Source organism: Streptosporangium brasiliense (genome assembly GCF_030811595.1).
GTDB lineage: Bacteria > Actinomycetota > Actinomycetes > Streptosporangiales > Streptosporangiaceae > Streptosporangium > Streptosporangium brasiliense.
In genome coordinates this window covers 7,397,983-7,423,680 of record NZ_JAUSRB010000002.1, presented here as the reverse complement: position 1 = coordinate 7,423,680, position 25,698 = coordinate 7,397,983, and the positions used below count along the sequence as shown (strand labels likewise).

The window sequence follows — 25,698 nt, the reverse complement described above, 5'->3', positions numbered from 1 at the left end:
GACACGCTGTTAAACGGCATGCTGGCTATCACCATCCCTGCGGCCTGTACACCCCGCCGGCCTTGGTGCGCAGCACGACCGTGCCGCGCACGGCCTCGATGATGCGGATGCTCGCGGCCTCGTCGAGCTTGATGCGGGTGCCACCGGAATACGGCTGGCATGGGCCGTCGAGTGGCAGGGACTTCTTGGACGTAGGTTTTCGAACGGCATCCGTGCAGATGAGCCCGTCATAGCCACCCGTCGTCCGAAAACGTGTACGTTTCTGGGCGGCCTGCGGTGGGTCGTACGTTGTCACAGGTCAGAACCTCGGCGGCCCGAATCTGCCGTATTCCGGTGGCACCCGTGATGGAGCCGTGCGCGCCCTCGAAGGTGACGTCGCCGAACTGTCCGACAGCCCGGAATTCGGCGCGTGCCGCCCGCCGGGCTCCCGGCCGGCGGCAAGACCTGGTGAATGGTGAATGCAGGTTTCGGGCCCATGCGGGCCGAACCCCGACAACGGTCAGCGCCGGGGAGCCTTCGGCAGCGGGGAGCGGCCGTCGCCTTCGAGCTTGGTGGTCACCTTGCCGGCCGGGGGAGCCGTGATGGAGGCCTTGGTTCCCCAGCTCGTGTAGCGGATATCCGACCGCTTCCTGTTGCCCTCGCCCGGACTGTAGGTGGTCAGCCGGGACGGCAGGCCGGACGAGCTCACGACGAGCTTCCAGCCCGCAGTCGCTTGGTCGTTGAAGTCCTGCCACAGGGTGACACGCGCCCAGGGGGAGACCTTTTGGAGCTCCTTGAGGGTGATCTGGCCGGTGTAGGTGTTGCCGCTCCGCTTGGACCTGTCGAGCAATACCTTGAGGGTGCCGGGATCGGCGGCGTTGATGTAGTCGCCGACCATCGCAGAGACGCCCGAGGTCCATCCGGGTAACTGCTTCCACCAGACCTTGCCCTTGGGCAGGCGGTTGCCGATGATGAAGCCCCGAGTGTAGGAGGTCGCGCCGATCCTGATGATCCGTTCTGGGGTCTTCATGAAGGAGGAGTCGGGAATGGAGTCGTTCTCCTCGAAGGAGTCCTTCTTGGGCTCCTCCTCGAAGTTGAGCTTCGCGGTGATGTCGGAGGCCGTGATCCCGAGCTTGCCGTACCGCAGCAGGCCCTGGCGTTCGAAGGTCGGCCTGTCCCCACTTCGTGAGGCGGAGCGCTCCGTGAAGGAGACACCGCCGCCTTGGGCGAGTTGCTTCCGCAGCGCCGTGAGCGGGTCCTTGGGGGCGGCCTGGACGGGGGTGGCGGTCAGCAGGACGGTGAGCAGCACCGTGGAGGCGGCTGCGAGTACTTTCCTCATGAAAATGGATCTTGGTCTATGCCGGTCACGTCCATGTCTCGGTTCCGTGCAGACCACCCGGAGCGGGTGTCCGCCGGGGGCGGGAAACAGCTGCGCAGCCGTTGGCGCCGCCGGTACTGCCGGGGCGGCCGAAGTCTGTCAGAAGGGCACCGTGGGCCGGGGTGATGTAGCCGATCACAGACCGTTGTCGCCTACCTCGCCAACGTCACGCTGCCATCGACCAGCGGCAGCATGAAGACGACCTACAGGGTACGGCCGGCGCCGTGTGTTTCTTTCGTGCTCCGGCCCCCTCCGTACCTCGGTGCGGGTCTCGCGCGCCACGCGCTCAAACCGGTGCGGTGGACGCGGCGTCGCCGCATTTCGTCCCTCTCATGATCCGTCCTGCCCGCTCACCCGCGCAGCGGACGCACACGGCGGCACGGGCGCATCGTCGGCGGCTTGGTCCCTGCCGGCCACGGCGAAGAAATCGGCCAGGGACATGAACTCCTCCCCCCGGGCCGGCACCTTTTCGCAGCCGCCTCCGAATACGTCCCTGTCGGTCGCTGCGGCGGGCCGCGACGGCCGACGTCAGGCGGACGCCATGTCGTCGGTCGCTTGCTCCCGCCTGGTCGCGGTCGTGGGCCGGCTCGTGTTCACGATGTCTGGCGGGGGATGTAGGCCAGGCCGTGTGCGCCCGGCTCGCCGCGCTTGGGAATCTTCAGCTGCTCCAGCCTGCGCATCTCCTCCAGATCCACGATGTCCACCGTGGAGGAGGACACGCAGGAGACGTAGCCGAGTCGGCCGTCCGGGGAGGAGGTGATCGTCAGCGGGAAGTGTCCGACCTCGATGCTGCCCAACGGCCGGTGGTCGTGCGCGTCGAACACGGTGAGCCGGCCAGGTGCCTGGCGGCCGAGCCGGGAGTCGATAGCAGGTTCCATGCGCAGTTCGCCCGTGAGCAGTTGTCCGGTGGTGGTGACGTGGACGGGGAACGTCACGGCGCCGGTGGGCAGGACCTCGGTGATCGACGCCGTGGCGGTGTCGATGACGCGGATGCCGGGCGCCGCCGGCGCTCCGGGGGCGGCGAAGGAGCCGTACGGGGCGGCGACGAAGACCTTGCCGCCGTCGCCGGAGACGGCCAGGCCCTCGCTGCCGGGCACTTCCACCTTGGCCGTCATCGTGCCGGTACGCAGATCCACCACCGACACGTATGGTGCCTCCTTGTTGCTGGCGTAGCCTGTGTTGCCGTCCGGGCTGATGACGAACCAGTGCGGGCCCTTGGCGCCCGTGCCGATGCGGCCGATGGGCTTGCGGGTGGCGAGGTCAACGACCATGACAGCGCCCGGCCGGTCCTCGGCCCCTTCGACGCTGACGTACAGCAGGTCCCGGGCGGCGTCGATGGCGAGCCCATGCGGTGCGTGCTCGGGCGTCAGGTCGATCACGTCCACGATGCGGCGCTCGCCGGGGTCGATAAGGGTGATCTCGCTGCGTCGGCCGTTGTTGGCGTGGTAGTAGCCCGCGTGGTAGCTGTGCGTGCACCACAGCAGGCGCCGCGCCGGGTCGAGGCACAACTCGTGCGGCTCAGCCAGGACATCGAGCACGCCCAGCAGCCGGTGGTCGGCCGCGTCGAAGAACGACACCGTGGGTCCGCTCTGGCTCACCACCGCCAGGACATCGCCTTCCCGCCCGGCTCGTGCGTCATACGTCATCAGGTTCTCCTCGTCGTGGGGGATGTGCCAGGCCAGTCTCGAAGAGCCGCATACCGCCGGACAATGCAAAGATAGGCATGTAATAGTTCCGCTCAGCGCAAATCGGACAGGGCTGCTTATGGATCTGAACCTGCTGACGGCGCTCGACGCCCTTCTGCACGAGGTCAGCGTGACCAGGGCAGCCGAGCGGCTGGGGACCTCACCTGCCGCGGCCAGCCGCAAGCTCGCCACCCTCCGTCGCGTACTGGGCGATCCTCTTCTCGTCCGCGCCGGGCAGCGCCTCGTCCCCACTCCGCGGGCACTGGAACTGCGAGAGGAGGTACGTACGCTCCTGCAACGATCCGAAGCCCTGCTCGCGCCCGCGCCCGCGCTGGACCTCGCCCAGCTGCGCAGGACCTTCACCATCCAGACCAGTGACCTGTTGTTGACCGGCCTGGGCGCGCCGCTCATGGAACGGATCAACGCTCAGGCTCCGCAGGCGGACGTGGTGTTCGCACCCGAGGCGCTGGAGGGAGGCCCCGCGCTGCGGCAGGGCGAGGTGGACATCGAGCTCGGCGTGCTGGGCGACCTTGACCCCGAGATCCGCATCGAACCGCTGGCCCGCGTTGCCATGGTGGCCGTGGCCAGGGAAGACCACCCGCTGTTCGCCGAGCCCATCACCCCGCAGCGCTTCGCGCAGGCGTCGCACATCGGCATCTCACGTCGCGGGAGATTGCGCGGCCCCATCGACGCTGCGCTGGCCAAGCACGGTCTGCGCCGCCGGGTGGCCGCTGTCGTTCCCGGCCACACCACCGCCATGATGCTGACCGCCACCAGCGACCTCGTCTGTCTGACGATCGACGGATGGCTCGGACAGGCCCTCACCGCGCTGGGCCTGCGAGCCTTCCCCATCCCGTTGGACGTGCCCCCGATGGCGATCGGCATGGCCTGGCACCCACGCCACGCGGCCGATCAGGGACACACCTGGCTCCGCTGCCAGCTCCGCATGGTCACCAGCAGCCTTGTCGAGAGCGCCGCCTGATCGCTGCAAGTGCCGGCCTGGCTGCGGGAGAAGGCAGGGGGCCGGGCGCCTCGCCCGTTCCGGCTTGCCGCGGCTCTCGTGACCGGTTGCGGCCGTCAGCCGTCCTCACCCCGCAGCCGCTCCGGGGCCTCGCCGAGGGGTGGCTCGGTGACCAGGGCGGCCGACAGCGTCGTGTCCGCCTGAGAGTCCGCACCCGCCTGAGAGTCCGCACTCGCCTGGGAGCCCGTCTCCGCCCGAGAGTCCGTGTCCGCCTGAGATCCCGACTGTCTGCCGGAATGTCGCCGCACCTGTCATCGTCGGATCATGGCTGCCGCGAGGACCACCAGAACCCCGCTGTTCCTGCTCTCCGGCGCCGTCGTGCTCACGCTGGCCGGATGGTGGCAGTACGAGGCGGCGGTGCCCTCGTTCCCGGTTGTCGGCGACACCAGCACGGTGTCGCTGCTGATCCGCGGCCCGGCACGGGACGTGGAGGTCAAGCTGATCGCGACGGACGACCTGGGGCTGGCGGTCGAGGTCCTGGCGACGGTCGACCGGAACAAGCCCGGCGAGTGCGTGTCGGCGGACGTGCACCTCTACACCGACGGGCCCCTGCAGTCGAGGACCACCGGGCTGTGCCCGTCGCCACCGGGCACGCGCGGTGTGCTGTCGGCGGTGTTCAGGCCGATCGAGCCGCTGGTCGCGAAGAGCGGTTCGACCACGGTGGTGCGGATGCCCGAGCTGACCGCGACCTGGTTCGGCACCGATCGTGAGTACGACGTCGCGTACGAGGTCACCTTCGCCCGCACGGACCCGGCGGCCCAGAACGGGCTGAAGCCCGAGGCGGTCTCGCCCGACTACCGGGGTCCAGGGCTGCGATGGAGGCGGCGGCAGGTCGCGAACACCCCGGGCATCCCCGAGGCGGCCCCGTACGGCACGTTCACCGACGTCGCGGCGGAGAAGGCGGCGAACCGCTCGTTGTTCTGGGCCGGTCTGCTGGGCGGGGCGGCGCTGTCGGTGCTGGTGTGGGCGGGCGACCTGGTGCTGGTGGGGGCGGCGGAGCGGCGGCGGGAGAGCGAACGGCGCGCGGAGGCCGAGGCCGAGCTGCGGGAGATCGCCGAGCTGGCGGCGGCACGGGTGCTGGCGGCGCTGGAGGAGCGCCTCCCGGCCGCGCCTGGCCAGGACACCGTCGCCACCCGGCGGCGTCCGGCGGGCCGGGTGGCGGGGTGGCGCGGCTGGTTACGTTCGCTGGCCAGGCGGGCACGCTTCTGAGCGCCCCGGGCGCCTTCACGGCCCCTCAAGGAGGGCCGCTTCAAGCCGAACACTGCCCGGGGGCGGTCGCTGCCGACGGTCACGGTGCTCGTGAGTAGGCCTTGGCGTCACGGTGCTCGTAGGTAAGCCACGGCGAACGTGTGATCGCCCGGGGCTCCGGCGGCGGTGTGACACCAGACGTGGACCGACACCCGGGGCGGGGCCGAGTAGGAGTCGATGGTCCCGAGGTGGCAGTACCCGCCGCCCGTACCGGTCGCCGTGACCTGCACGCTGTCGCCGGTCTTGCCCAGAGTGTCCCAGCTCAGCCGATACTGGCCGGTGCCGAGCCGCGTGAGCGCGGGCACCTCACCGTTGCCGCTGAACGAACGTTCCCGGTCCACGACCGGGGCGGCCGGATCGCCGGTCACGCCGACGTACGCTGCCGGGGTCGTGCCGTCCCGGTGCAGGCCCGCGCCGTCCACGTACGACAACAACCAGGGCGAGTCCGCCGGCACCGCGCCGCCGATCGTGTGGCAGGCCACGGTGATCTCCACCCGGTCCGCCCCCGGCATGCTCCCGGCCGGGACGCAGCGGGCCGCCGCGCCGTCACCGTACGGCGTGACCTGGACGTATCCGGTGCCGGACGCGAACGCCGAGCCCTCCAGCGTCACCCGGTAGCGCCCGGTGCCCTCGCGTGTGACGCGGTTGACACCCCCGTCGGAGTTCACCGTGCCAGCGTTGAACACCGGGTTCACCGAGCCCGTGCCGCCGGCGCCGTCGTCGTACCTGACCGTGGCGTAGGGGGCGGTGCCGGGCCCCGGCGCGGCGAAGAAGATCGTGAACCACCAGTCCACCGGCGCGCCTGCCTCGTTGAAGCAGCGCACCTTGACCACCTGGTCGGGGCCGGCGGGCGCGTACCCGGTGACCCCGCAGGTGCGGCCCCGGTAGGCGGTCCGGTACGGGGTTACGTGCGCGATCCCGGCCGCCGACGCGACCCCGGGCAGGCGGACCTCGTACGTGCCCGTCCCGGTGTGGACCACGGTGGCGCGCCGGTCGGCGGTGGCCGGGTCGAGCCGGCCGGTGCTCCACTGCCAGGACGGGGTGAGCGGGACGGTCGCGCCGATCGGCGCCTCGGCGGTGGTGGCCCGGTCCATGTACGCGTACGCCCAGCCCGGCCGGGACGCCGGTCGCGGGCTGCCGGCCGCGACCAGGGCGTCCACCAGGCGGGCCCGGTGGCCGATCATCTCGTCGGTGGTCGGTTCGAGTGCCACGTCGGGCGCGGGGCCGCCGCCCTCGTCCCCGGCGGCGCGGTCGAACCTGAGGTGCTCCCAGTCGTCGAAGCCCGTCAGCTCGTCGGCGTAGCGGAAGGTGTGGGGGTAGTCGAAGTACATCGGGACCCTGATCGACGTGTCCGGCACGAACGCGGCCTGGTCGGTCGGTTCGGGCGGGGTCTCGCAGATCCCGTTGAGGCCGGCGTAGATGCGCCCGCGCTGTTTGAGGTCGTCCCCCGAGCGGTCGGTCTCCAGCTCGTCGTTGACGGGCGGGTCGCGGTCAGGGTCGGTGCCTTCGACGCACCTCTGGAACTCGCCGTTGACGTCGACCGCGACCGCCTGCTCGTCTTCTTCCCCGTCGGTGTCCCAGTCGAGGGGCGTCGAGGCGTCGCCGACGTGCAGGATGCCCTTGTTGTTCCACCAGGCCGCCATGGTACGGCGGTCGGTGCCGAGGTCATCGCCCTCGTCGAGCCGGGTGCGGACCAGCGAGGGCAGCTTGTTGTCGGAGTAGTCGAGCCTGCTGACCTCGTCGAGGGTCCGCAGCAGGATGCTGCCGTCGGTGGCGTCGCCGAGGTCCGCCATGCGGGCCTGCCACGCGCTGTGGTCGGGCAGGCCCACCGCCGAGTAGGTGTAGTTCATGACCGACAGGTAGTTCGGCTTGTAGTTCACCCGATCGGCGCCGCCGTGGCCGAGGCCGAGCGCGTGGCCGAGCTCGTGGACGAAGGTGCCGCTCTGCATCCGTACCGGGCGCTCGCGCAGGGCGCCGAGCGTGACGACGAAGTCCCGCCCGAAACAGCACCACCCGCCCATGTTGGTGTTGTTGGTCCGGTAACCCCACAGGTTGTAGAAGAACAGGCCGGAGCGGGCCGGGGAGAAGTGGGTGGCTCGGAACGAGTCGAACGGCTGGGGTTGCCCGCCCACCGCGATGGCGAGCGGTTGCTCGCGCCGCGCGCGGCTGACCGGGATCGGCTGGTCGAGGTGGACCAGCAACTGGACGCCCCGTTCACGGGGGAATCCGTACGGGCAGGTGGCCTCCGCCTGGCGGGGCGAGTTGGCGAACATCGCGATCGCCTCGTCGATCGCGGCCTGGTCGGGTCTGTCGCCGAGGCCGCTGCCGGTGTCGAGCAGCCAGTCGATCTCGACCGCGATGGTGTCGCGGCAGGGGTTGGCCCCGTGGTCGGGCAGCCAGGTGTCCACGGTGCCGTCGGCGCGGGGGATGCCGTTCAGCTCGATGCGGTCGCTGAGGTGGTCGCCGTCGAGGTCCTGGTCGGGCGTGTGGTAGAGCTGGCCGCTGTTCTTCTGGAAGTAGTGCAGGAACTCCGCTCCCGGCGGGGTGTCCAGGCCGAGGAGCTCGGTGCCGGTGTCACGGTCCACGACCCGCAGGGAGACCAGGTACCAGTTGTCGGTGGCGATGTCGTCGGCGTAGTTGATGTGCTCGATGCCGAACCCCTGGGCCAGCTCGGCGGCGGTGGCGCAGCCGGGCAGATGTGCCTGCCAGGTGTACTCGAAGTTCTCCAGGTCGCCCGTGCGATCCTGGTGGAAGGGCCGGGGCGGGAGGTCCGCCGGGCGCTCGTCGAACAGGACCACGTGCTCACCGAGCCGGAAGATCTCCAGGGAGTCGTCCCTGATCCCGTCGCCACCGGTCGTGACCGAGATCTCCAGCCGGCAGAACCTGCGGGCCGGATCGGCCGGCGGGTCCGGCTCGCTCCCGGCGTCGAGCGGGATGGTGAGCATCTGGTCGCTGTTCTTGTGGAAGTACTGCAGGTAGTCCTGACCCGCGGGGGTGGTCCGCTCGGCGAGTACGGCGCCGGTGGCGCGGTTCACGACGGTCAGCGACTTCAGCGTCCAGTTGTCGGCCCGGTAGTCGTCGGCGAAGCTGATGTGCTCGATGGACAGCCCCCTGGCCAGATCCGCCGTGGTGGCACAGACCGTCAGGTGACCCGTCCACCGGAACTCGGCGTTCCCCCGGTCACCGGTGCCGCCTTGGTGGAAGGGCCGGAGCGGGAAGCCCACCGGGCGCTCCTCGAACAGGAACACCTTCTCGCCCAGCCGGAAGATCTCCAGGGAGTCGTCCCTGATCCCTTCGTCGCCGGTCTCGACGACGAACTCCAGCTCGCATGTCCCGGCCGCCAGGGCGGGCGCGGGCGGAATCCCGACCAGTACGCAGGCAAGCGTCAGCAGCAGGGCGGCCAGACCACGCCCGAGGGAGGATCGCACGCCTCGACGGTAGAGAGAACGCCCTGGTGAGCCGAGGGCCGCCGCGATATCCGTACAAATCCGTACGCGGTGTGTAACTTCGTGGCAGGTCACGCCGACATGCAGATGTGCCCGAGGCCAACGATCCGCTGCCGCGACGGATCAGGACGCGCCGTGACTTCGCCGACGAGCTGACCCTGCTGCGCGAGCGCGCCGGTCTGACCGTCCGCCAGGTGGCGGCGAAGGTCGGCGTACGAGGCGCGCACAGCACGATCGGCGACTGGTTCGCCGGGCGGGGGCTCCCGTCCACCTCCTCCCGCGAGCTGCTGCTCCAGGTGTTGCACGCGTGCGGCGAGGACGACCAGGACCGGATCGGGGAGTGGCTCGCCGGCTGGCGGCGGGCCAGGCAGCGGCGCGGCGCACCCCGGTCGGGGCCCGCGCCGTACCGGGGCCTGGCCGCCTTCCAGCCCGAGAACGCCGGCTGGTTCTTCGGCCGGGACGAGCCGGCCCGGCGGCTGGTCGCCCGGGTGGGCGAGCTGCGCGGACGCGGCGGCGGCCTGCAGGTGCTGGTCGGCCCCTCCGGGTCCGGGAAGTCCTCACTGATCGGCGCCGGGCTGATCGCCACGCTGGGTATGGGAACGGTCCGGACCCCGGGCGCCAGGCCGATGGACACGCTCGCGGGCCTGGAAGGTCCGCTCATCGTGCTCGACCAGTTCGAGGAGCTGTTCACCCTGTGCGGGGACGAGGAGGAGCGGCACGCCTTCGTCGCCGCCGTTCACGGCCTCGCGCGCGGCAACGTCGTCGTGCTCGGCCTGCGCTCCGACTTCTACACCCAGGCCCTGGGCCATCGGGAGCTGGTGGCCGCCATCACCGAGGGCCAGCTCACGCTCGGCCCGATGGACGAGGCCGGCCTGCGCGCGGCCATCGCCGAGCCGGCCCGCAAGGCCGGCCTCGACCTCGAAGCCGGGCTGACCGACCTCATCCTGCGCGATCTGACCCTGCGCGACCGGGCTCCGGCCGCCGGCGCACTGCCGCTGTTGTCCCACGCCCTGTACGCCACCTGGCGGCGTGGCCACGGCACCACGATCACCGTCGCCGACTACCACGCGGCCGGCGGCATCGCCGGCGCGATCGCGCTCAGCGCCGGCACCGCCTATGCCGGGCTGACCGAGCCGCAGCGCACGCTGGCCCGGCGGCTGCTGCTGCAACTGGTGCACGTCGCCGACGACACCGCCGACGCCCGCCGCCGCGTGGCCAGGCACCACCTGCCCGAGGGCGCCGGGGACGTCCTGGACCGCTTCGTCGCCCAGCGCCTGCTCACCGCCGACGACGGAACCGTCGAGATCAGCCACGAGGCGCTGCTCACCGCCTGGCCGCTGCTGCGCTCATGGCTCACGGAGGACCGGGCCGCGCTCCTCGCCGGCCGCCGCCTGGCCACCGACGCCGCCGCCTGGGACCACGAGGGCCGCGACCCCGCCTCCCTCTACCAGGGCACCCGCCTGGCCGCCGCCCAGGAGTGGAGCACGGCCACGACGCATCCGCCCGGCACGCTCGCTGCCGAGTTCCTCGACGCCTCGGCCGAGCTGGTACGGCGGCAGGAGCAGGCCGCCCGCGCCGGGGCACGCAGGCTGCGGCGGCTGGTGGCCGGCCTCGTCCTGCTGCTCGTGCTGGCCTGCCTCAGCGGCGTCGCCGCGCTCGACGAGGCCGCGACCGCGCGCGAGCAGCGCGACATCGCCCTGTCCCGCCAGGTGGCCGGGCAGGCGTCCACCGTCCGCGCCGCCGATCCCGCGCTCGCCGCCCGGCTCGTCCAGGCCGCGTACGTGCTCGCACCCACCATGGAGGCGCGCGGCGGGCTGCTCAGCGCCTTCGGCGTACCGTTCGACCTGCGGCTGAGCGGCCACACCGACTACGTGCACGATGTCGAGTACGCGCCCGGCGGCGAGCTGCTCGCCAGCGCGAGCAAGGACGGGACCGTGCGGCTGTGGGACGTGGCCACGCCGCACCGGCCGCGCCCGCTCGCCGTCCTGGCCGGGCACACAGGCGAGGTCGTCGCGCTCGCCTTCGCACCCGGCGGGCGGCGGCTCGCCAGCGGCGGCGACGACGGCACCATCCGCCTGTGGGACGTTCCCGTCGCCCGTCCCTTGACGGATCCCGCCATCGCCCGTCCCTTGACGGACCCCACCACCGTCCGGCCCCTGATGACCCTGCCCGCCGCCGACGGCGCCGTTCACGCACTGGCCTACACCCCGGACGGCCGGTTCCTGGCCACCGGCGGCGGCACGGGCGTGATCACCCTGAGGGACGCGGCCACGGGCCGGCCCCTGGCCACGCTGCACGGCCACCGGGGCATGGTGCGGCGGCTGGCCGTACACGGCGGGCTGCTGGCCGGCGCCGGGGACGACGGCACGGCCCGCCTGTGGGACCTGACCGCCTTACCACCGCTGCCACCAGCGACCGGAACCCGCCCAGTCCCGCCGATGACCGGATCCGGCCCGGCCCTGACGCCCACCGGCGTCCGCCCGCTCTCGACGCTGGTGGGTCACACCGGCAGGGTCTTGTCGGTCGCGTTCGATCCCGATGGGCGGCGCCTGGTCACCGCCGGTCAGGACGGCACACCCCGGGTGTGGGACGTGGCCCGGCCGCGCCATCCCCGCCTCCAGTCCACGCTGTCCGGCCACCGCTGGGCGGTGAACAGCGCCGTCTTCGCCCCGGACGGCCGTACCATCGCCACCGCGGGCGACGACAACACCGCCCGCGTCTGGGACGTCGCCGACGGACGTCCACTCCAGACGCTCAGCCCGCGCCCCGGTGCCCCGATCGACACCGGGGCGATGTCCGACGTCGCCTTCAGCCCGGACGGCCACACCCTCGCCACCGGCTCCTACGACCACCTGCTCCGCCTGTGGGACCTGCCCGGCCCCGCCCTCATGGGCGGCGGGCGCACCAGGCCGGTCTGGGCCGCCCCGGACGGCCGTACGGTGATCACAGGAAACGGCGATCGCGTGCTGCGCTGGGACGTCAGCGACCCGCACCGCCCGGTGAGCCGGCTCCAGGCCCGCACCGAAGGGCTGGTGAAGCTGTCCGCCGACGGATCGCTCATGGTCACCGCGGGCCCCGGCGGCACGATCCGCCTGTGGAGCCTCACCGGCCCCGCCCCCGCCCTCCTCGCGACCATGAACGGCGCGGCGGCACCCCCGGACAGCGCCGAGTTCAGCGCCGACCGCCGGATGCTCGCCGTCACCGCCACCCGCGACCTCGTGATCCGCACCTGGGACATCAGCGACCCCGCCCACCCGCGTGAGACCCGGCCGCTCACCGGCCACACCGGCTTCGTCAACGCCCTCGCCTTCGCCCCGTCCGGGCGCCTGCTCGCCTCCTTCGGCTACGACAGGACTGCCCGCCTGTGGGACCTCACCGACCCGGGCCGCCCAGTCTCCGCGGCGGTCCTGCGCGGCCACAACAACGCGGTCTACAACGGCGCGTTCAGCCCCGACGGCCGCACCCTGGCCACCACCGGCCAGGACACCACCGTCCGGCTGTGGGACGTCACCCGCCCCGGCCGCCCGGCCCCGCTGGCGGTCCTGGACGGCCACGGCACCTACGTGGACTCGCTCGTCTTCAGCCCCGACGGCCGCCTGCTCGCGACCGGCGGCGGCGAGCCGAGCGTGCACCTGTGGGACGTCACGGATCCCCGCGCGCCCGCCCGCTGGGCGATCCTGACGGGCGGCGAAGGGCCCGTGGTCGGCCTGCTGTTCGCGGGCCGCCTGCTGGTCAGCGGCGGCGCCGACCGCCCGGCCCGGCTGTGGAGCGTCGATCCGGCACTGGCCGGCCTGGCCGTCTGCGCCAGGGCGTACCCGGACCTCACGGCCGAGCAGTGGGCGGGCTACTTCCCCGGCGTCGACAGGCGGCGGCCATGCCACTAGCGGGATGATCTCGCTACGCTTCCGCGATGTCGTTCATGTGCCGATCGTCCGGCGCGCTGGCGCTCGCGGCGGCCGCCGCTCTCACCACGGCTTGATCAACTTCCTGGTGACTCGCTAAGTTGGGCGTTTTGACCGCTCCCTTCGAGAGATGGCCATGCGTCGCTACCGTTTCGGCAGGATCGCCGTCCTGATCGCGCTCGGCTACCTCGCCGTAGTCGCCGTGCTGGGTGCCTTCGCGCTGACCACCGACCGGGGAGACCTCCTCTGGAAGATCGTCACCCACGACTCGGGCATGGGCTGGTTTCTCGGCCCCGGCGAAGAAACCCTCACCGTCCCGTGGGGGCTGACGGTCGTCCTGATCCTCATCGGGGCGCTTCAGGCCTGGGCCCTGTGGCAGGTGCTGCGCGGTCGCGCCAGGGGCGAGCTGACATACCGGGGCAGGAAAGTCGGCCTGCTGCGGCTCGCCCTGTATCTCGGCGTCGGCTACAGCCTGATCAGTATCGCCAGCACCCCGCTGATCCACGCATGGAAGATCTACTGGGTCTGGTCAGTTACGGAAATCGCCTCCGGTTTCGTGCAACTGGCCATCGTCTGGCTGTTCTTCCTGGTGCTCCGGGACACCGTCTCCCCCAGGCTACGGCTGTTCTCCCTCATCGCCGGAACCATCGCCGCCGTGAGCAACCTCGGCCAGGAAATCACCGACCTCTTCGACCTGCGCTCCGCCGAGCAGATCTTGACCCTGGCCGGAGGGTACGGCTACGTCTGGCTGGCGTGGTCGGTGTCGGTCCTCATCGCCCAGGCCAAGGATCCCCGCTGGAGCGCGGCGACCGTCCGGATAGGCGTCATCGCGCAGGTGGTATCGGTCCTCCAGCCCTCCGGGATGGTCTCGTTCGGCGGCAGCGGGTTGCCCAGCATCCTCACGGTCTACACGCTCCTCGGTGCTGTCAGTGTCTTCGGGCTGGTATGGGATGCCAGGACCGCCCACGAGCTGACGGCCCCCCTTCCCCAACCGGACGCGGGACACATGCCGGTACGGCCGGCGGCCAGGTGGTGGCCGCCGGCCGCCGTGACCATCGCGCTGCCGCTGATCCCCGCTGCCGTCAACCTCGCGCACGGCAAGTACCTCTGGATCGGCCCCAGAGGCGTGATCGAACAGTTCGTCCGCGTGGACGGAGGCAGCGGGAACGCGCTGACCTGGCTCGTCCTGGACGTCTTCGTCGGCGTCGGCGGCCCCGCGCTGCTGATACTGGCCGCTGTCCTGCGCCGGACCCGCCGCACCCTGCGGTTCACGACACTGACGCTGATCATCGCCGCGGCCGTGGGCTTCGCCAGCGCGCTCACGGCAACGCCCGTGCCGGAGGACTTCGACGGCTTCTACGAAGGCACACAGATCTACCCGGAGAGCCTGTTCACCCAGAAGCACGCCGGTGAGATCTTCCTCGGCATCTCACCGGCGTGGTACAGCGCGGCCTTGCTCGCCTCCGCCCTGCTCCTGCCGTTCCTGTACCCGACCCCGATGGCCCAGCGCACACGCCGCCGCATGCTCCTCCTGGCCCAAGTCGCCACGCTGGTCGCGCTCGCGTTCGTGCCCATGGCGGACCTGGCCCGCGGCCCGGTCACCGCGGCCGAAGACTGCACCCCACGCAAGACGTGGACGGGCGAGCCCGAGGAACCCAAGCTCACCCGGGACCAGCGACTCGTGTGCTCCCTCCGGCAGGGAAACGTGATCAAACTCGCCGCCACCACGCCTGACACCGTGATCCTCGCCAATGCCCGCTGGCTGTGCGGCATCTACACCCGCAACGATCCCCAGGAGGTCGCCCGCCTTCAGACGACGCGGGGACTGACGCGCGATGCCCTGACCTACCCGCTCGCAGAGATCTGCCCCAGCGCCGACGCCGTGGTCAAGGCCGCGGCCGCTGAACAGGACCGGGAGGACCAGGAGTGGGAGGCCGACGCGCAGCGCATGTGCGACTCGAGCCCGCCCCACCGCCTGCTCATCAGACCGGCCAAAGTGATCCGCATGAAGGAACCCCAGTGGACGGACTACGGGGTCATGGAGACGTACGAGCCGACCGAGGACGACGCGGACCCGTACGAGGACGGCCTGCTCGACAAGGCTCAGGACAACGACCTGGTGGCCGCTCTCCCCGGTCACCTGATGATCCGGACGCACTCCGACTACGACCTCTGCGTCACCCTGGAGACCTACACCCGCCGCCCACCGGTGGAGACCAAGGGCTGGGACCACGTCGCCGAGGTCGGCTACGAAAGCCCCACCGGCGAGATCGTGCTCAGGGACGGTCTGAGCGGAACCGAATTTCCCGACCTGTCACTCAACGGCCGGGCGGGGCACTACCGGATCCGCGTGCACTACGACTGGTTCAAGTGGAAGGGACCGCACGAGGGCGGCCAACGTCTACTGATCATGGCGTTCCCCGGGAAGGGCGACAAACCGGTCACCTACCGCAGACCGCCGAAGCGACGTTGACGGAGCCGGCGCGAAGAGCATGCGGGGGTCGTCATCCCTGGCCGGCACGCTTCAGAAGAGGACTGGTGTGCAGGCAGACACCGATTCGCCGGTGAGTGGAACCAGCTCCGCACCGTCTTGTCGTTTCCAGATGAACCGGTCCGGCTCGGGAATGATCTGGACGTGGGCCATGTGCGGGCCCGGGTGCCCCGGCTGCAGCTCGCACTCGTAGGCGGGCTTACGCATGTGGCCGCCGCCGTCGGTCAGCGGTGCCCACTCGGCGTCGGTGATCACGTTGTAGTGCGGGCACTCGGTGTCCCGGGTGTGGCGTTGCAGGCCGATGGTCAGCCCGGCCGCCAACCCGGCCGCGGTGAAGGCCCGGTGCACGGCAGCGTTGACCAGCTCGACGCCGTCGGCGTTCAGCTCGACCTTGCCGAGCTGGTCGGCCAGCAGGTTCACGTGGGTGGCGAAGTGCTCACTGGCGATCGCCGGCGCGGTCACCGGATCAGTCCCCTCGGAGGGCAGGCCGGCCGACAGATCCTCGAACGTCACGACGGCCACGGTACGCGCCGGAGTGCGAACGGGATCGCGAATTCGAATCGCCGTTGACGCGCCGTGGGCGGTGCGGGCCGGGACCGGCCGCCAAGGCCGCATGCCCGGCCCACATCCGCCTGGCGGCCAGGTCGGTGAACGGCCATCACAGGACGGACCACAGCACGATGTAGACCGCCATGGGCAGCGTGATGACCGCCGAGAGCCACAAGACGATGGCGAGGGTGCGTAGCCGTTCGTGTAGACGCGGGTGTGGGCGGCGGGCCAGGCGCTGGATCGGGCTCACGCACCAGCTCAGTGCGGCGGCGCCCGCGGTGAACGCCATGACCGTGCCGGAGGCGATCTGGGCCGGCGGCGGCATCGACGGTGACGGATAGATGGATGCGCTCTCTACCCAGATGATCAGGAGGGCAGTGGAGCCGCTTCGGGCGGCCAGGAAGGCCTCATAGGCGGCGGGAATCGTGGTGTCGGTTGCGTGTGGTGAAGCGCGTTGGGAACCCATGCGAGGAGCCTTCTGTGCAGCGATGATGCGTCCGCCCCCTACCGTGGGCCCGCAGAGCTGACAAGCGGGTGGCGATCGGGCCAACCCGGCGTGAACAGCGAGAAGATATGTGCTGGCTGGATCCGGGCCGCGGGGTGACCGTCAGCCTGCCGGCAACCCGTTGTCAGGCTGTGCCCGAAGGGCCTTGCGGGGATTCAACCTGCATATCTGTTGGAAATTTCTTCATTGCTACTGAGACCCCTGCCACCAGCGTGGATGTGCTGGAGGCAGGGTATGAGCTACCCCACCGGACTTGTCGCCCTCCACTGGCGCGGACGCGTCGTCACCGGGGATGTGCTTACTCCTGCAGGATGGAGAGGGCTCGGGACGGGCACAGGGTGACGGCGTGGCGCGCCTGTGCGGCGCTCTGGTCGTCGGGGTGATCGGTCAGCAGGGCCACGATGCCGTCGTCGCCTTGGTCGAAGACGGCCGGTTCGGTCAGGACGCATTGGCCGGAGCCGACGCAGAGGTCGCTGTCGGCTTTGATCCGCATCATGTCCTGCTCACCAGGTGACCGGGAGTTCGTGAACGCCGTAGATGACGGCGTCGGTCTTGAACGGCAGGTCCTCGGCCGGTGCGGCGAGCCGCAGGGTGGGGATGCGGCGGAACAGCGTGTCGAAGACGATCTGCAGTTCCATCCGGGCCAGGTTCTGGCCGAGGCACTGGTGTGGGCCGAAGCCGAAGGCGATGTGGTGGCGGGCCCCGCGCTCGACATCCAGTTCGGCCGGGTCCTTGAACGCCGCCGGGTCCCAGTTGGCCGACAGGGTCGAGACGATGACGCCCTCGCCGGCCTTGATGCTCACCCCGCCGATCTTCACGTCTTCGGTGGCCACCCGGGAGGTGACTCCGTCGGCGATGGCGAAGTAGCGCAGCAGTTCCTCCACGGCCATGGGCGTCCTGCCCGGGTCGGCTTTGACCAGGGCCAGTTGCTCCGGATGGGAGAGCAGCCCGACCACGCCGAGCGAGATCATGTTCGCTGTGGTCTCGTGTCCGGCGGTCAGCAGCAGGAAGGCCAGGCTCACCAGGCCCGCGTGGTCGAGGGTGCCCTTCTGGCGTTGCCGGGCGATCTGTCGGCTGAACAGGTCGTCGCCGGGTTCGGACTCTTTACGGGTGACCAGGTCGTCGATGTAGGCGCGCAGTTCGGCGAAGGCTCGCTGGCGGTCTTCGAGCGAGGTCCGGCGCACCATCATGGTGGTGCGGCTTTGGAAGAAGTCGTGGTCGGTGTAGGGGACGCCGAGCAGTTCGCAGATCACCAGGGAGGGCACCGGCAGGGACAGCGTCTGCACCAGGTCGACCGGCCGCTCGTCGGCGGCGAGCATGTCGTCGATGAAGTGGTCGACGATGTCCTGGATCCGCGGGCGCAGCGCGGCCAGCCGCCTCACGGTGAATTCGCCGATCACCGGGCGGCGGGCCGCGGAGTGTTCAGCGCCGTCCATGCCGAGCATCAACGGCGGCTGGCTGCGGAGCTGCTGCAGGGTCGCCGCATCGAGGGTGAAGAGGGGGAAGCCGTCCTTGCGCTTGTCGGAGGAGAAGCGGGGGTCGGCGAGGACGGCACGGCCTTCCTCATGCCCGGACATCCACCATGCCTCGCCGCCGCTGGTCAGGCGGACCTTGTTGATCGGCGCCTGCTCGCGCAGCCGTTCGTAGGCGGTGGGCGGGGCGAACGGGCAGCCACGCTCGATCGGCAGCTTCAGGCCGGCGAGTTCGCCGGCAACGCTCTTCGTCATGAAGGACCTCCCAGTAATAGATCTGGCGGAGTTTGTTGTGCCTGTGGCGGCCTCGGGTGGCGTGATCGACACTGTCGGCGCGGGTTTCCCGGCCCGACGGGCCGTCCTGCGCCGGGCTGGGCCGCCGTCTGGTCCAGGCCGCCTGGAGGTTGCGGGCTGGCTCGTCGTTGGTGCTCATCGCAGGGTGAGCGGGGTCTCGGAGGCGATGCGGGTCAGCTTCTGCGGGTTGCGGACGTAGTAGAGGCCGGTGATGCGGGCGTCCTCGACCCGGACCGCTATGACGCCGTCGATCTCGCCGTCCACGCGGAGGAGGAGTGCCGGGTTGCCGTTGACCACGGTGGGCTCGCTGGTGAGCGCGACTTGGGCCTTGCCGAGGCCGCTGACGATCATGCGGGCCACCTTGTCGGCGCCGGTGATCGGCCGCGGCGCGGCCTGTCTGACGCCGCCGCCGTCGCTCACCAGAACGACCTCGGGGGCGAGCACGTCAAGCAGGGCCTGTAGGTCCCTGGTCTCCAACGCGCGCTGGAACGACTCCAGGGCCGCCCGGGCCTGGCTCGGGGAGACCGCCTCGCGAGGGCGGCGGGCATCGACGTGCCGGCGGGCGCGGTGCGCGATCTGACGGACGGCCGCCGGGGTCTTGCCGACGGCGGCCGCGATCTCCTCGTATCCGACGTCGAAGACCTCACGCAGCACGAAGACGGCGCGCTCGGTCGGCGACAGCGTCTCCAGGACGAGCATCAGCGCCATCGACACGCTCTCGGCGAGCTCGGCGTCCTCGGCCACGTCCGGTGCGGTGAGCAGCGGCTCGGGCAGCCAGGAACCGACATACGTCTCCTTGCGGCGCTTCATGGTGCGCAGCCGGTCCAGCGAGCGTCGGGTGGCGATCCGCACCAGGTAGGCGCGCTGGTCGTGCACCTGCCCCACGTCGACCTTGATCCACCGCAGCCAGGTCTCCTGCAGGACGTCCTCGGCGTCGGCCGCCGAGCCGAGCATCTCGTAGGCGACGGTGAACAGCAGGTTGCGGTGAGCGAGGAATGTCTCGGTCGCCGCGGTGGCGCGGTCCATCAGGCCACCACCAGCCATCGGCTCGGCTGCGCCCGTCTTTGCATCCCTGCGCTCGTTCATACCTGGCTCCTGCCTGTTCACCCGCAGCTCCTGCTCCATGCATAAGGCGCCGGCGCCCACCGTTGTGTGACACCCGTGCTCGGTGACACACGTCACATGGCCGCACTGTCACAAAGTTCGGGGGGCCGGCGCCTCATGGTCGTCAGAACGCCGCGCGAACGATGCGCGCGGCACAAACTCCCCGAGTTGATCGCCTCGGCCGGTTGCGTGGTGACCGCCGCGCAACCGCCACCGAAGAAGGAACGGAAAGACATCATGAGCAAGGTCTGGTTCGTCACCGGTCCGTCCCGCGGCCTCGGCCGCAACTTCGTCGAGGCCGCCCTGTCGCGTGGCGACCAGGTGGCCGCAGCCGCCCGGACCGCCGCGAGCCTTGATGAGCTGGTCGCCGCCTACGGCGAGGCGGTGCTTCCGCTGGAGCTGGACGTGACCGACAAGGCCGCCGTCTTCGAGAGCGTCAAGCGGGCCAGGGAGCACTTCGGCCGTCTCGACGTCATCGTGAACAACGCCGGCTACGCCCAGGTCGGCGCGGTCGAGGAGCTGACCGAGCAGGATCTGCGCGACCAGCTGGAGACCAACCTGTTCGGCGCGGTGTGGATGATCCAGGCCGCGCTGCCCCACCTGCGCGAGCAGGGCTCAGGGCACATCATCCAGCTGTCCTCGGCGGCCGGGCTCATCGCCATGCCGCTCAGCGGCGCCTACAGCGCCTCCAAGTGGGCGCTGGAAGCCCTGAACGAGTCCCTCGCCCAAGAGGTCGCCGGCTTCGGCATCAAGGTGACCATCATCGAGCCCGGCGGCTTCGCCACCCGCTCCGGCAAGAACCCCGACCCCCTCAACAACGGCCACATGGCCGAGCCCGACCCGATCTACGACGGCCTCCGCCGGCGCATCGCCGCGTTCGCGGGCAAGCAGCCCGCCGGCGACCCGGCCGCCGCGGCCCAGGCACTCCTCAAGATCGTCGACGCCGACAACCCGCCCCTGCGGGTGCTCTTCGGGCAGGGCTTCTACCCGATGCTCCAGCAGGTCTACGCCGACCGGCTCAAGACCTGGGCCGACTGGCAGGCCCTTTCGGCAGAGGCTCACGGCAACCTCGATCAAGAAAATCGGTGATCCAGGGCCGAGTCAACTCACCAGGAGCAAGCGAACCGACAGGAGCAACACATGAAGCATCGCATCGTCGTCCTGGGCGCCGGCTATGCCGGGGCCTACGTGGCCGGGAACCTGGCCCGCCGGCTGTCCCCGGCGGACACCGAGATCACCGTGGTCAACGCTGAGCCGGACTTCGTCGAGCGGCTGCGACTGCACCAGCTCGCGGCCGGCCAGGAGATCGAGGCCCCAAAGCTCGCCGACGTCTTCGCGGGCACAGGGATACGGCTGCGCCTGGCCCGTGTCACCGCCGTCGACCCCGAGCGCCAGATCGTCGCCGTGGCCGACGCCGACAGCGGTGGCGGCGGCGAGCTCGGCTACGACACGCTTGTCTACGCGCTCGGCAGCCACGGCGACGACTGCGGCGTCCCCGGCGTGGCCGAGCACGCCTTCGACATCGCCGGCCGACCCTCGGCGCTGCGCCTGCGCGAGCGCCTGGACAGCCTGGGCAGGCGGGGCGAAGGCGGGAGTGTGCTGGTCGTCGGCGACGGGTTGACCGGCATCGAGACCGCCACCGAGATCGCCGAATCCCGGCCCGGCCTGTCGGTGGCACTGATCGCCCGCGGCGAGCTGGGCGCCCGGCTCTCCGCCGGAGCCCGCAGCCACCTACGCCAGGCCTGCGACCGGCTGGGCATCACCGTCCTGGAGCACACCAGCGTCGAAGCCGTCGAAGCGACGCGGGTGCTGTGCGCCGACGCCACCGCCCTGGCGTCCGACGCGACCGTGTGGACGGCCGGGTTCGCGGTCAATCCCATTGCCGCCGCCGGCGGGCTGGAGGTCATCGAGAACGGTCAGATCGTCGTCGATCGCACCATGCGGTCGGTCTCGCACCCGAACGTCTACGCCGCCGGCGACAGCGCCTACGCCATCGGCGACAACGGCCGGCCGCTGCCGATGTCCTGCGCCTCGGCCGGCTACACCGGCCGACAGGCCACGGACGCGATCGTGGGACATCTGACCGGCCGCAAGATTGCGAACAGCAAGCTCGTCTACCTGGGCAACCACATCAGCCTCGGGCGGCAGGACGGGATCCTGCAGACAGTCGACGACGAAGCGCGAGCAAAGCCGAAGTATGTGGGCGGCCGGAAGGCCGCCCACATCAAAGCGGGCATCCTCAAGATCTCGCTGTGGGGCATCTCGCACCCGACCTTCGGCCTGCCCAAGCGCAAGCGCCGCCTGGCCGCCGCGCCAGATGCGTCCGCCGAGAAGGCGCTCGCGTAGCCGCCTGGAGCCTGTACGGAGTTCGGACCTCTAGGCTGGTCGGAGGCTTCGGATCCTTAAGACGGCTCCGCGTGGATGCGGACCGGTCAGACAGCTGTCAGGCGTCCTGTCGGACCGGAAGGCCGGCCCACGCCACTCCTTCATCCGGTTGATGCAGTGTTCTTCATCCGGTTGATGCAGCGTTCGGCCGCGTTGCGCTGCTTGTAGAGATCGGGATCATGGGTGACCGGCCGGCCGCCGCGGGAGCCGCCCCAGATGACGATCGACCGGATGTGATCAGTCAAGCGGGGCGTAGCCGAGGATGTGGTCGCGAAGTAGGGCCCCCACGTCGGGGTCCCCGCGTTCGAACGCCGCCACGAGCGGCTCGTGGTCGGCGGCGTTCTCGCAAGGCCGCATCCGGAACAGCCGTATCGACAGGTGCGTCCACACCTCGATGCCGAGTGACTCCCACATCGCCAGAAGCACGTCGTTGCCCGAGGCTTCGACGATCTCGCGGTGGAACGCGACGCCGTGGTGTACCTGGTCGGCCACGGAGGTGGCGGCCGCGGCCTGCTGCAGGCCGGCGAGATGGACCCGCAGCGCCTCGACGGGCGGGTGACGCAGCCGCACGGCCGTCTCCTCCAGGCCTGCCCGCACCTCGTAGATCTCGCGCAGGTCGGCCGCGGTGAGCCGGCGGACCCGTGCGCCCTTGTGCGGCGACGACTCGATGAGTCGGAGCGCCTCCAGCTCGCGCAGCGCCTCGCGCACCGGAGCCTGGCTGACGCCCAGCTCCGCCGCCATGCGCCGTTCCACCACGCGGTCACCGGGCCCCCATCGGCCGCTGATCAGGCCGTCGAGTACGGCCTGCCGGATCTGATCACGAAGCGGGAGTCGCATGACAGGTTTCACGCGTCCCATGATGGCAGATGGAAACAACCGATGATCGATCATTGGGTGTTTAATGGTGGCATGGAGAAGGACATTGACCCGCAGGAGACCGCGGAATGGCTGGAATCGCTGGAGGCGGTCCGCCGGGCGGCAGGCCCTGAACGGGCCGAGTACCTGCTGAAGCGGCTGGCCATGAGCAGCCGGTACATCAACACCGTGCCGACGTCGGAGGAGCCCGGCTACCCCGGTGACCTCGAACTGGAGGAGCGGATCGCGGCCTACGACCGGTGGAACGCGGCGGCGATGATCACCAGGGGTAGCCGGCTCGGTCTCGGTGGCCATCTGGCCACCTATGCCTCGGCAGCCTGGCTGTACGAGGTCGGGTTCAACCATTTCTTCCACGGCGGTCATGACCAGGTCTACTTCCAGGGCCACGCGTCCCCGGGCATCTACGCCCGCGCGTTCCTGGAGGGACGGCTGACCGAGGGCCAGCTCGACCTGTTCCGGCGCGAGCCCGAGGGCGGGCTGCCGTCGTACCCGCACCCGCGGAGCATGCGCGGGTTCTGGCAGTTCCCCACGGTGTCCATGGGCCTCGGGCCGCTCAACGCGATCTACCAGGCCAGGTTCAACCGCTACCTGCACAACCGCGGCATCAAGGACACCTCGCTCAGCCACGTATGGGCCTTCCTCGGTGACGGCGAGATGGACGAGCCGGAGTCCACGGCGGCCATCACCCTGGCCGCCCGCGAAGGGCTGGACAACCTGACCTTCGTGATCAACTGCAACCTGCAGCGGCTCGACGGGCCGGTACGCGGCAACACCCGCATCGTGCAGGAGCTCGAAGGCGTCTTCAGGGGCGCGGGCTGGCACGTCGTCAAGGCGCTGTGGGGCGCCGAATGGGACGGGCTGCTCGGTTCGGACGAGCTGGTGTCCCGGCTGGGCGAGATGCCGGACGGGCAGTTCCAGACCTTCGCCACCTCGACCGGGGCCTACATCAGGCAGCATCTGTTCCACGGGCTGGACGTGCCGTACTCCGATGAGGACCTGCGGCGCATCGTCGGTGGTTCGCGGGCCGGCCACGAGCCGCGCAAGGTGCACGCCGCCTACCGCCGGGCCCTCGACCACCACGGCGCGCCGACGGTGATCCTCGTGCAGACCGTCAAGGGGGGGACGCTCGGGGCCGGCGTGGAGGCGCGCAACGCCAACCACCAGATGAAGAAACTCACCCAGGACGAGTTCCGGGCGCTGCGCGACCGGCTCGGGCTGCCGGTGCCGGACGAGGCACTCGACGCGGACCTACCGCCGTACCTGCACCCCGGGCCCGACTCGCCCGAGGTCCGCTACGTGGCCGAGCGCCGCCGTGCCCTGGGCGGGCCCATCCCCAGCCGAACCGTCTCCCACCAGCCGCTGCCGGCGCCGGCCGAGCGGCCGTTCCAGTCCCTGGAGAAGGGGTCCAAGCAGCCGGTGGCCACCACGATGGCCTTCGTCCGCCTGGTCAAGGACCTCATGAAGGAGCCGGAGACCGGGCGCCGCTGGGTGCCCATCGTGCCCGACGAGGCCAGGACCTTCGGCATGGAGTCGCTGTTCCCCACCGCCAAGATCTACTCTCCGCTGGGCCAGCGTTACGAGTCGGTCGACCGGGATCTGCTGCTGTCCTACCAGGAGGCGGTCGACGGCCAGCTCCTGATCGAGGGCATCACCGAGGCGGGATCGATGGCGTCGTTCACGGCCGCCGCCTCCAGCTACGCCACCCACGGCGAGGCCATGATCCCGTTCTACATCTTCTACTCGATGTTCGGCTGGCAGCGGACCGGCGACCAGATGTGGGCGCTGGCCGACCAGCTCGGCCGCGGATTCCTGATCGGCGCCACCGCAGGACGGACCACGATGACCGGCGAAGGGCTGCAGCATGCCGACGGGCACTCCCAGCTGCTCGCCTCCGCCAACCCCGCGTGTCTGGCCTACGACCCCGCCTTCGGCTATGAGGTCGCGGAGATCGTGCGCGAAGGGCTCCGGCGCATGTACGGGCCCGACGGCGAGGACGTCTTCTACTACCTCACCCTCTACAACGAGCCGCTTCCCCAGCCCGCGATGCCCGAGGGTGTGCGCGAGGGCATCCTCAAGGGCATCTACCGCTACTCCTCCGGCGGCGGCCAGGCCCATCTGCTCGCCAGCGGCACCGCGATCCACTGGGCACTGGCCGCGCAGCGGCTGCTCCAGGAGGAGCACGGCGTGGGAGTCGACGTCTGGTCGGTCACCTCGTGGAGCGAAGTGCGCCGCGACGCGATGACCTCCACCGGAGTGCCCTACCTCCGGCAGGCCCTGGCCGGGACCGAGGGCCCGGTGATCGCGGTCAGCGACTGGATGCGCGCCGTGCCGGATCAGATCAGCCCGTGGATCGACCGGCCGTGGACCTCCCTCGGCACCGACGGGTTCGGCCTCTCCGGCACCCGGGAGTCCGTACGCGAGCACTTCGGCGTCGACCCACGTTCGATCGCCGACGCCGTACTCAAGTCCGTCAAGGAGACCGGCCGGAGATGACCGGCCCGGCTTCACCACCGCTGCGGCCGAGCTGTCCGGGTGTCGTCCACCCGCGCGCGGACGACACCGGCGTCATCCGGGGGAGTTGCCCCGTTCCCGCAGGTCAGCAGTAGATGATCTCGTCGGGCATGTAAGACACGTTGCATGAGCACTCGTCCGAATGCGTCTCGACCGAAACGGTCGCCATCGCAAATGACCACCAGGAGCATGCGGTCCAGGAAGTGTTTCGGTTGAAACGTTTCCTGGACACCTGTTCGAGGAACCGGCAAGGCCGTGACGAGCGCCGGCCGGGATCCCAATAACGACGCAGAAAAGGCAGGACCTCGTGGTGGCGGTCCAAAAGGCCGAGGCGGCTCAGGCTGGTGCGGGCCAGTATCAGTGCCGCATATCGGCCGCCCTCATCGAGCTTGTCCAGGCGGGTGTCGACGTTGCCGCAGATGCGTTCGATGCGCAGGTCAGGCCGGTGGATGGACAGCTGCGCGCGGCGCCGTACGGAGCTGGTGCCGATGCGTGAGGCGGCGGGCAGATCGGCCGGGGGCACGCCGTCGCGGGTGACGACGACGTCGCGAACGTCGTCGCGGGGCAGGTAGGCGCCGAACGCGGTGCCTTCGGCCAAGGGCACGTCGCCAGGAATGTCCTTCAGGCAGTGAACGGCCAGGTCGATCCGGGCGCAGATCAGGGCGTGGTCGATCTCTTTGCTGAAAGCGACTTTGCCGCCGATGTCGGTGAGGTCGCCGGGCCAGCGATCGGCGCCGACGGTGATCGGCACGATCTGGGTTGGAACGCCGGGCAGGAACTCGGTGATCAGCGTGACGACGTGATCGGGTTGGGCTCTGGCCATGGTGGAGGTTCGGGTGCCGATCCGCAGTG

The 25,698-nt window shown here is 70.5% G+C and carries 18 protein-coding genes; 7 read left to right on the top strand and 11 right to left on the bottom strand.

The genetic code is table 11. The annotated features are described in order from the left end of the window. Positions 1-28 precede the first annotated feature (28 nt). The 3 genes from J2S55_RS42920 to J2S55_RS42910 form a co-directional block, all read right to left on the bottom strand. Complete coding sequence (locus J2S55_RS42920; RefSeq protein WP_306873300.1) at positions 29-295, bottom strand: hypothetical protein; 267 nt, start codon at positions 293-295, stop codon at positions 29-31. Between the two features lie 204 nt (positions 296-499). Continuing rightward, positions 500-1,318: a hypothetical protein gene (locus J2S55_RS42915; protein ID WP_306873297.1), complete on the bottom strand. Its 819-nt coding sequence runs from the start codon at positions 1,316-1,318 to the stop codon at positions 500-502. A gap of 632 nt (positions 1,319-1,950) precedes the next feature. Then, entirely contained in the window at positions 1,951-3,003 is a 1,053-nt protein-coding gene (locus J2S55_RS42910) for a YncE family protein (protein ID WP_306873295.1), read from the bottom strand. Positions 3,004-3,121: 118 nt separating this feature from the next. Here J2S55_RS42910 and J2S55_RS42905 point away from each other — a divergent pair, with 118 nt between their 5' ends. After that, entirely contained in the window at positions 3,122-4,024 is a 903-nt protein-coding gene (locus tag J2S55_RS42905; RefSeq protein WP_306873293.1) for a LysR family transcriptional regulator, read from the top strand. A 303-nt stretch (positions 4,025-4,327) separates the two neighbouring features. Then, positions 4,328-5,272, top strand: a complete 945-nt coding sequence (locus J2S55_RS42900; protein ID WP_306873290.1) for a hypothetical protein — start codon at positions 4,328-4,330, stop codon at positions 5,270-5,272. Positions 5,273-5,379: 107 nt separating this feature from the next. Here J2S55_RS42900 and J2S55_RS42895 read toward each other — a convergent pair whose 3' ends face one another. After that, positions 5,380-8,739, bottom strand: coding sequence for a hypothetical protein (locus J2S55_RS42895; RefSeq protein ID WP_306873288.1), 3,360 nt, complete (start codon positions 8,737-8,739; stop codon positions 5,380-5,382). A gap of 107 nt (positions 8,740-8,846) precedes the next feature. On the opposite strand from J2S55_RS42895, the gene J2S55_RS42890 reads away from it, so the two are divergent. Then, positions 8,847-12,641, top strand: a complete 3,795-nt coding sequence (locus J2S55_RS42890) for an nSTAND1 domain-containing NTPase (protein ID WP_306873285.1) — start codon at positions 8,847-8,849, stop codon at positions 12,639-12,641. Positions 12,642-12,795: 154 nt separating this feature from the next. Further along, positions 12,796-15,132 (top strand): hypothetical protein, encoded by a 2,337-nt coding sequence (locus tag J2S55_RS42885; RefSeq protein WP_306873283.1) that lies wholly within the window; start codon positions 12,796-12,798, stop codon positions 15,130-15,132. Positions 15,133-15,183: 51 nt separating this feature from the next. On the opposite strand, the gene J2S55_RS42880 is transcribed toward J2S55_RS42885, so the two are convergent. The 5 genes from J2S55_RS42880 to J2S55_RS42860 form a co-directional block, all read right to left on the bottom strand. Beyond that, on the bottom strand, positions 15,184-15,663 hold the full coding sequence (locus J2S55_RS42880) for a hypothetical protein (RefSeq protein WP_306873280.1): 480 nt from the start codon (positions 15,661-15,663) through the stop codon (positions 15,184-15,186). 145 nt (positions 15,664-15,808) lie between these two features. Further along, on the bottom strand, positions 15,809-16,165 hold the full coding sequence (locus J2S55_RS42875) for a hypothetical protein (RefSeq protein ID WP_306873277.1): 357 nt from the start codon (positions 16,163-16,165) through the stop codon (positions 15,809-15,811). 337 nt (positions 16,166-16,502) lie between these two features. Next, positions 16,503-16,700 (bottom strand): ferredoxin, encoded by a 198-nt coding sequence (locus tag J2S55_RS42870; protein WP_306873275.1) that lies wholly within the window; start codon positions 16,698-16,700, stop codon positions 16,503-16,505. 7 nt (positions 16,701-16,707) lie between these two features. Beyond that, positions 16,708-17,931 (bottom strand): cytochrome P450, encoded by a 1,224-nt coding sequence (locus J2S55_RS42865; RefSeq protein ID WP_306873273.1) that lies wholly within the window; start codon positions 17,929-17,931, stop codon positions 16,708-16,710. Positions 17,932-18,105: 174 nt separating this feature from the next. Further along, positions 18,106-19,056, bottom strand: coding sequence for an RNA polymerase sigma-70 factor (locus J2S55_RS42860; RefSeq protein WP_306873270.1), 951 nt, complete (start codon positions 19,054-19,056; stop codon positions 18,106-18,108). A gap of 255 nt (positions 19,057-19,311) precedes the next feature. On the opposite strand from J2S55_RS42860, the gene J2S55_RS42855 reads away from it, so the two are divergent. Together J2S55_RS42855 and J2S55_RS42850 are read left to right on the top strand one after the other, a co-directional pair. Beyond that, positions 19,312-20,163: an SDR family NAD(P)-dependent oxidoreductase gene (locus tag J2S55_RS42855; RefSeq protein ID WP_306873267.1), complete on the top strand. Its 852-nt coding sequence runs from the start codon at positions 19,312-19,314 to the stop codon at positions 20,161-20,163. Between the two features lie 51 nt (positions 20,164-20,214). Further along, positions 20,215-21,420, top strand: coding sequence for an NAD(P)/FAD-dependent oxidoreductase (locus J2S55_RS42850; RefSeq protein ID WP_306873265.1), 1,206 nt, complete (start codon positions 20,215-20,217; stop codon positions 21,418-21,420). 276 nt (positions 21,421-21,696) lie between these two features. Here J2S55_RS42850 and J2S55_RS42845 read toward each other — a convergent pair whose 3' ends face one another. After that, positions 21,697-22,296, bottom strand: a complete 600-nt coding sequence (locus J2S55_RS42845) for a GntR family transcriptional regulator (protein WP_306873262.1) — start codon at positions 22,294-22,296, stop codon at positions 21,697-21,699. 72 nt (positions 22,297-22,368) lie between these two features. Between J2S55_RS42845 and aceE the strand changes: the two genes are divergently transcribed. Then, positions 22,369-24,828: a pyruvate dehydrogenase (acetyl-transferring), homodimeric type gene (gene aceE / locus J2S55_RS42840; protein ID WP_306873260.1), complete on the top strand. Its 2,460-nt coding sequence runs from the start codon at positions 22,369-22,371 to the stop codon at positions 24,826-24,828. A gap of 103 nt (positions 24,829-24,931) precedes the next feature. Here aceE and hemC read toward each other — a convergent pair whose 3' ends face one another. Beyond that, positions 24,932-25,690 (bottom strand): hydroxymethylbilane synthase, encoded by a 759-nt coding sequence (gene hemC / locus J2S55_RS42835; protein ID WP_306875857.1) that lies wholly within the window; start codon positions 25,688-25,690, stop codon positions 24,932-24,934. Between the last annotated feature and the right edge of the window lie 8 nt (positions 25,691-25,698).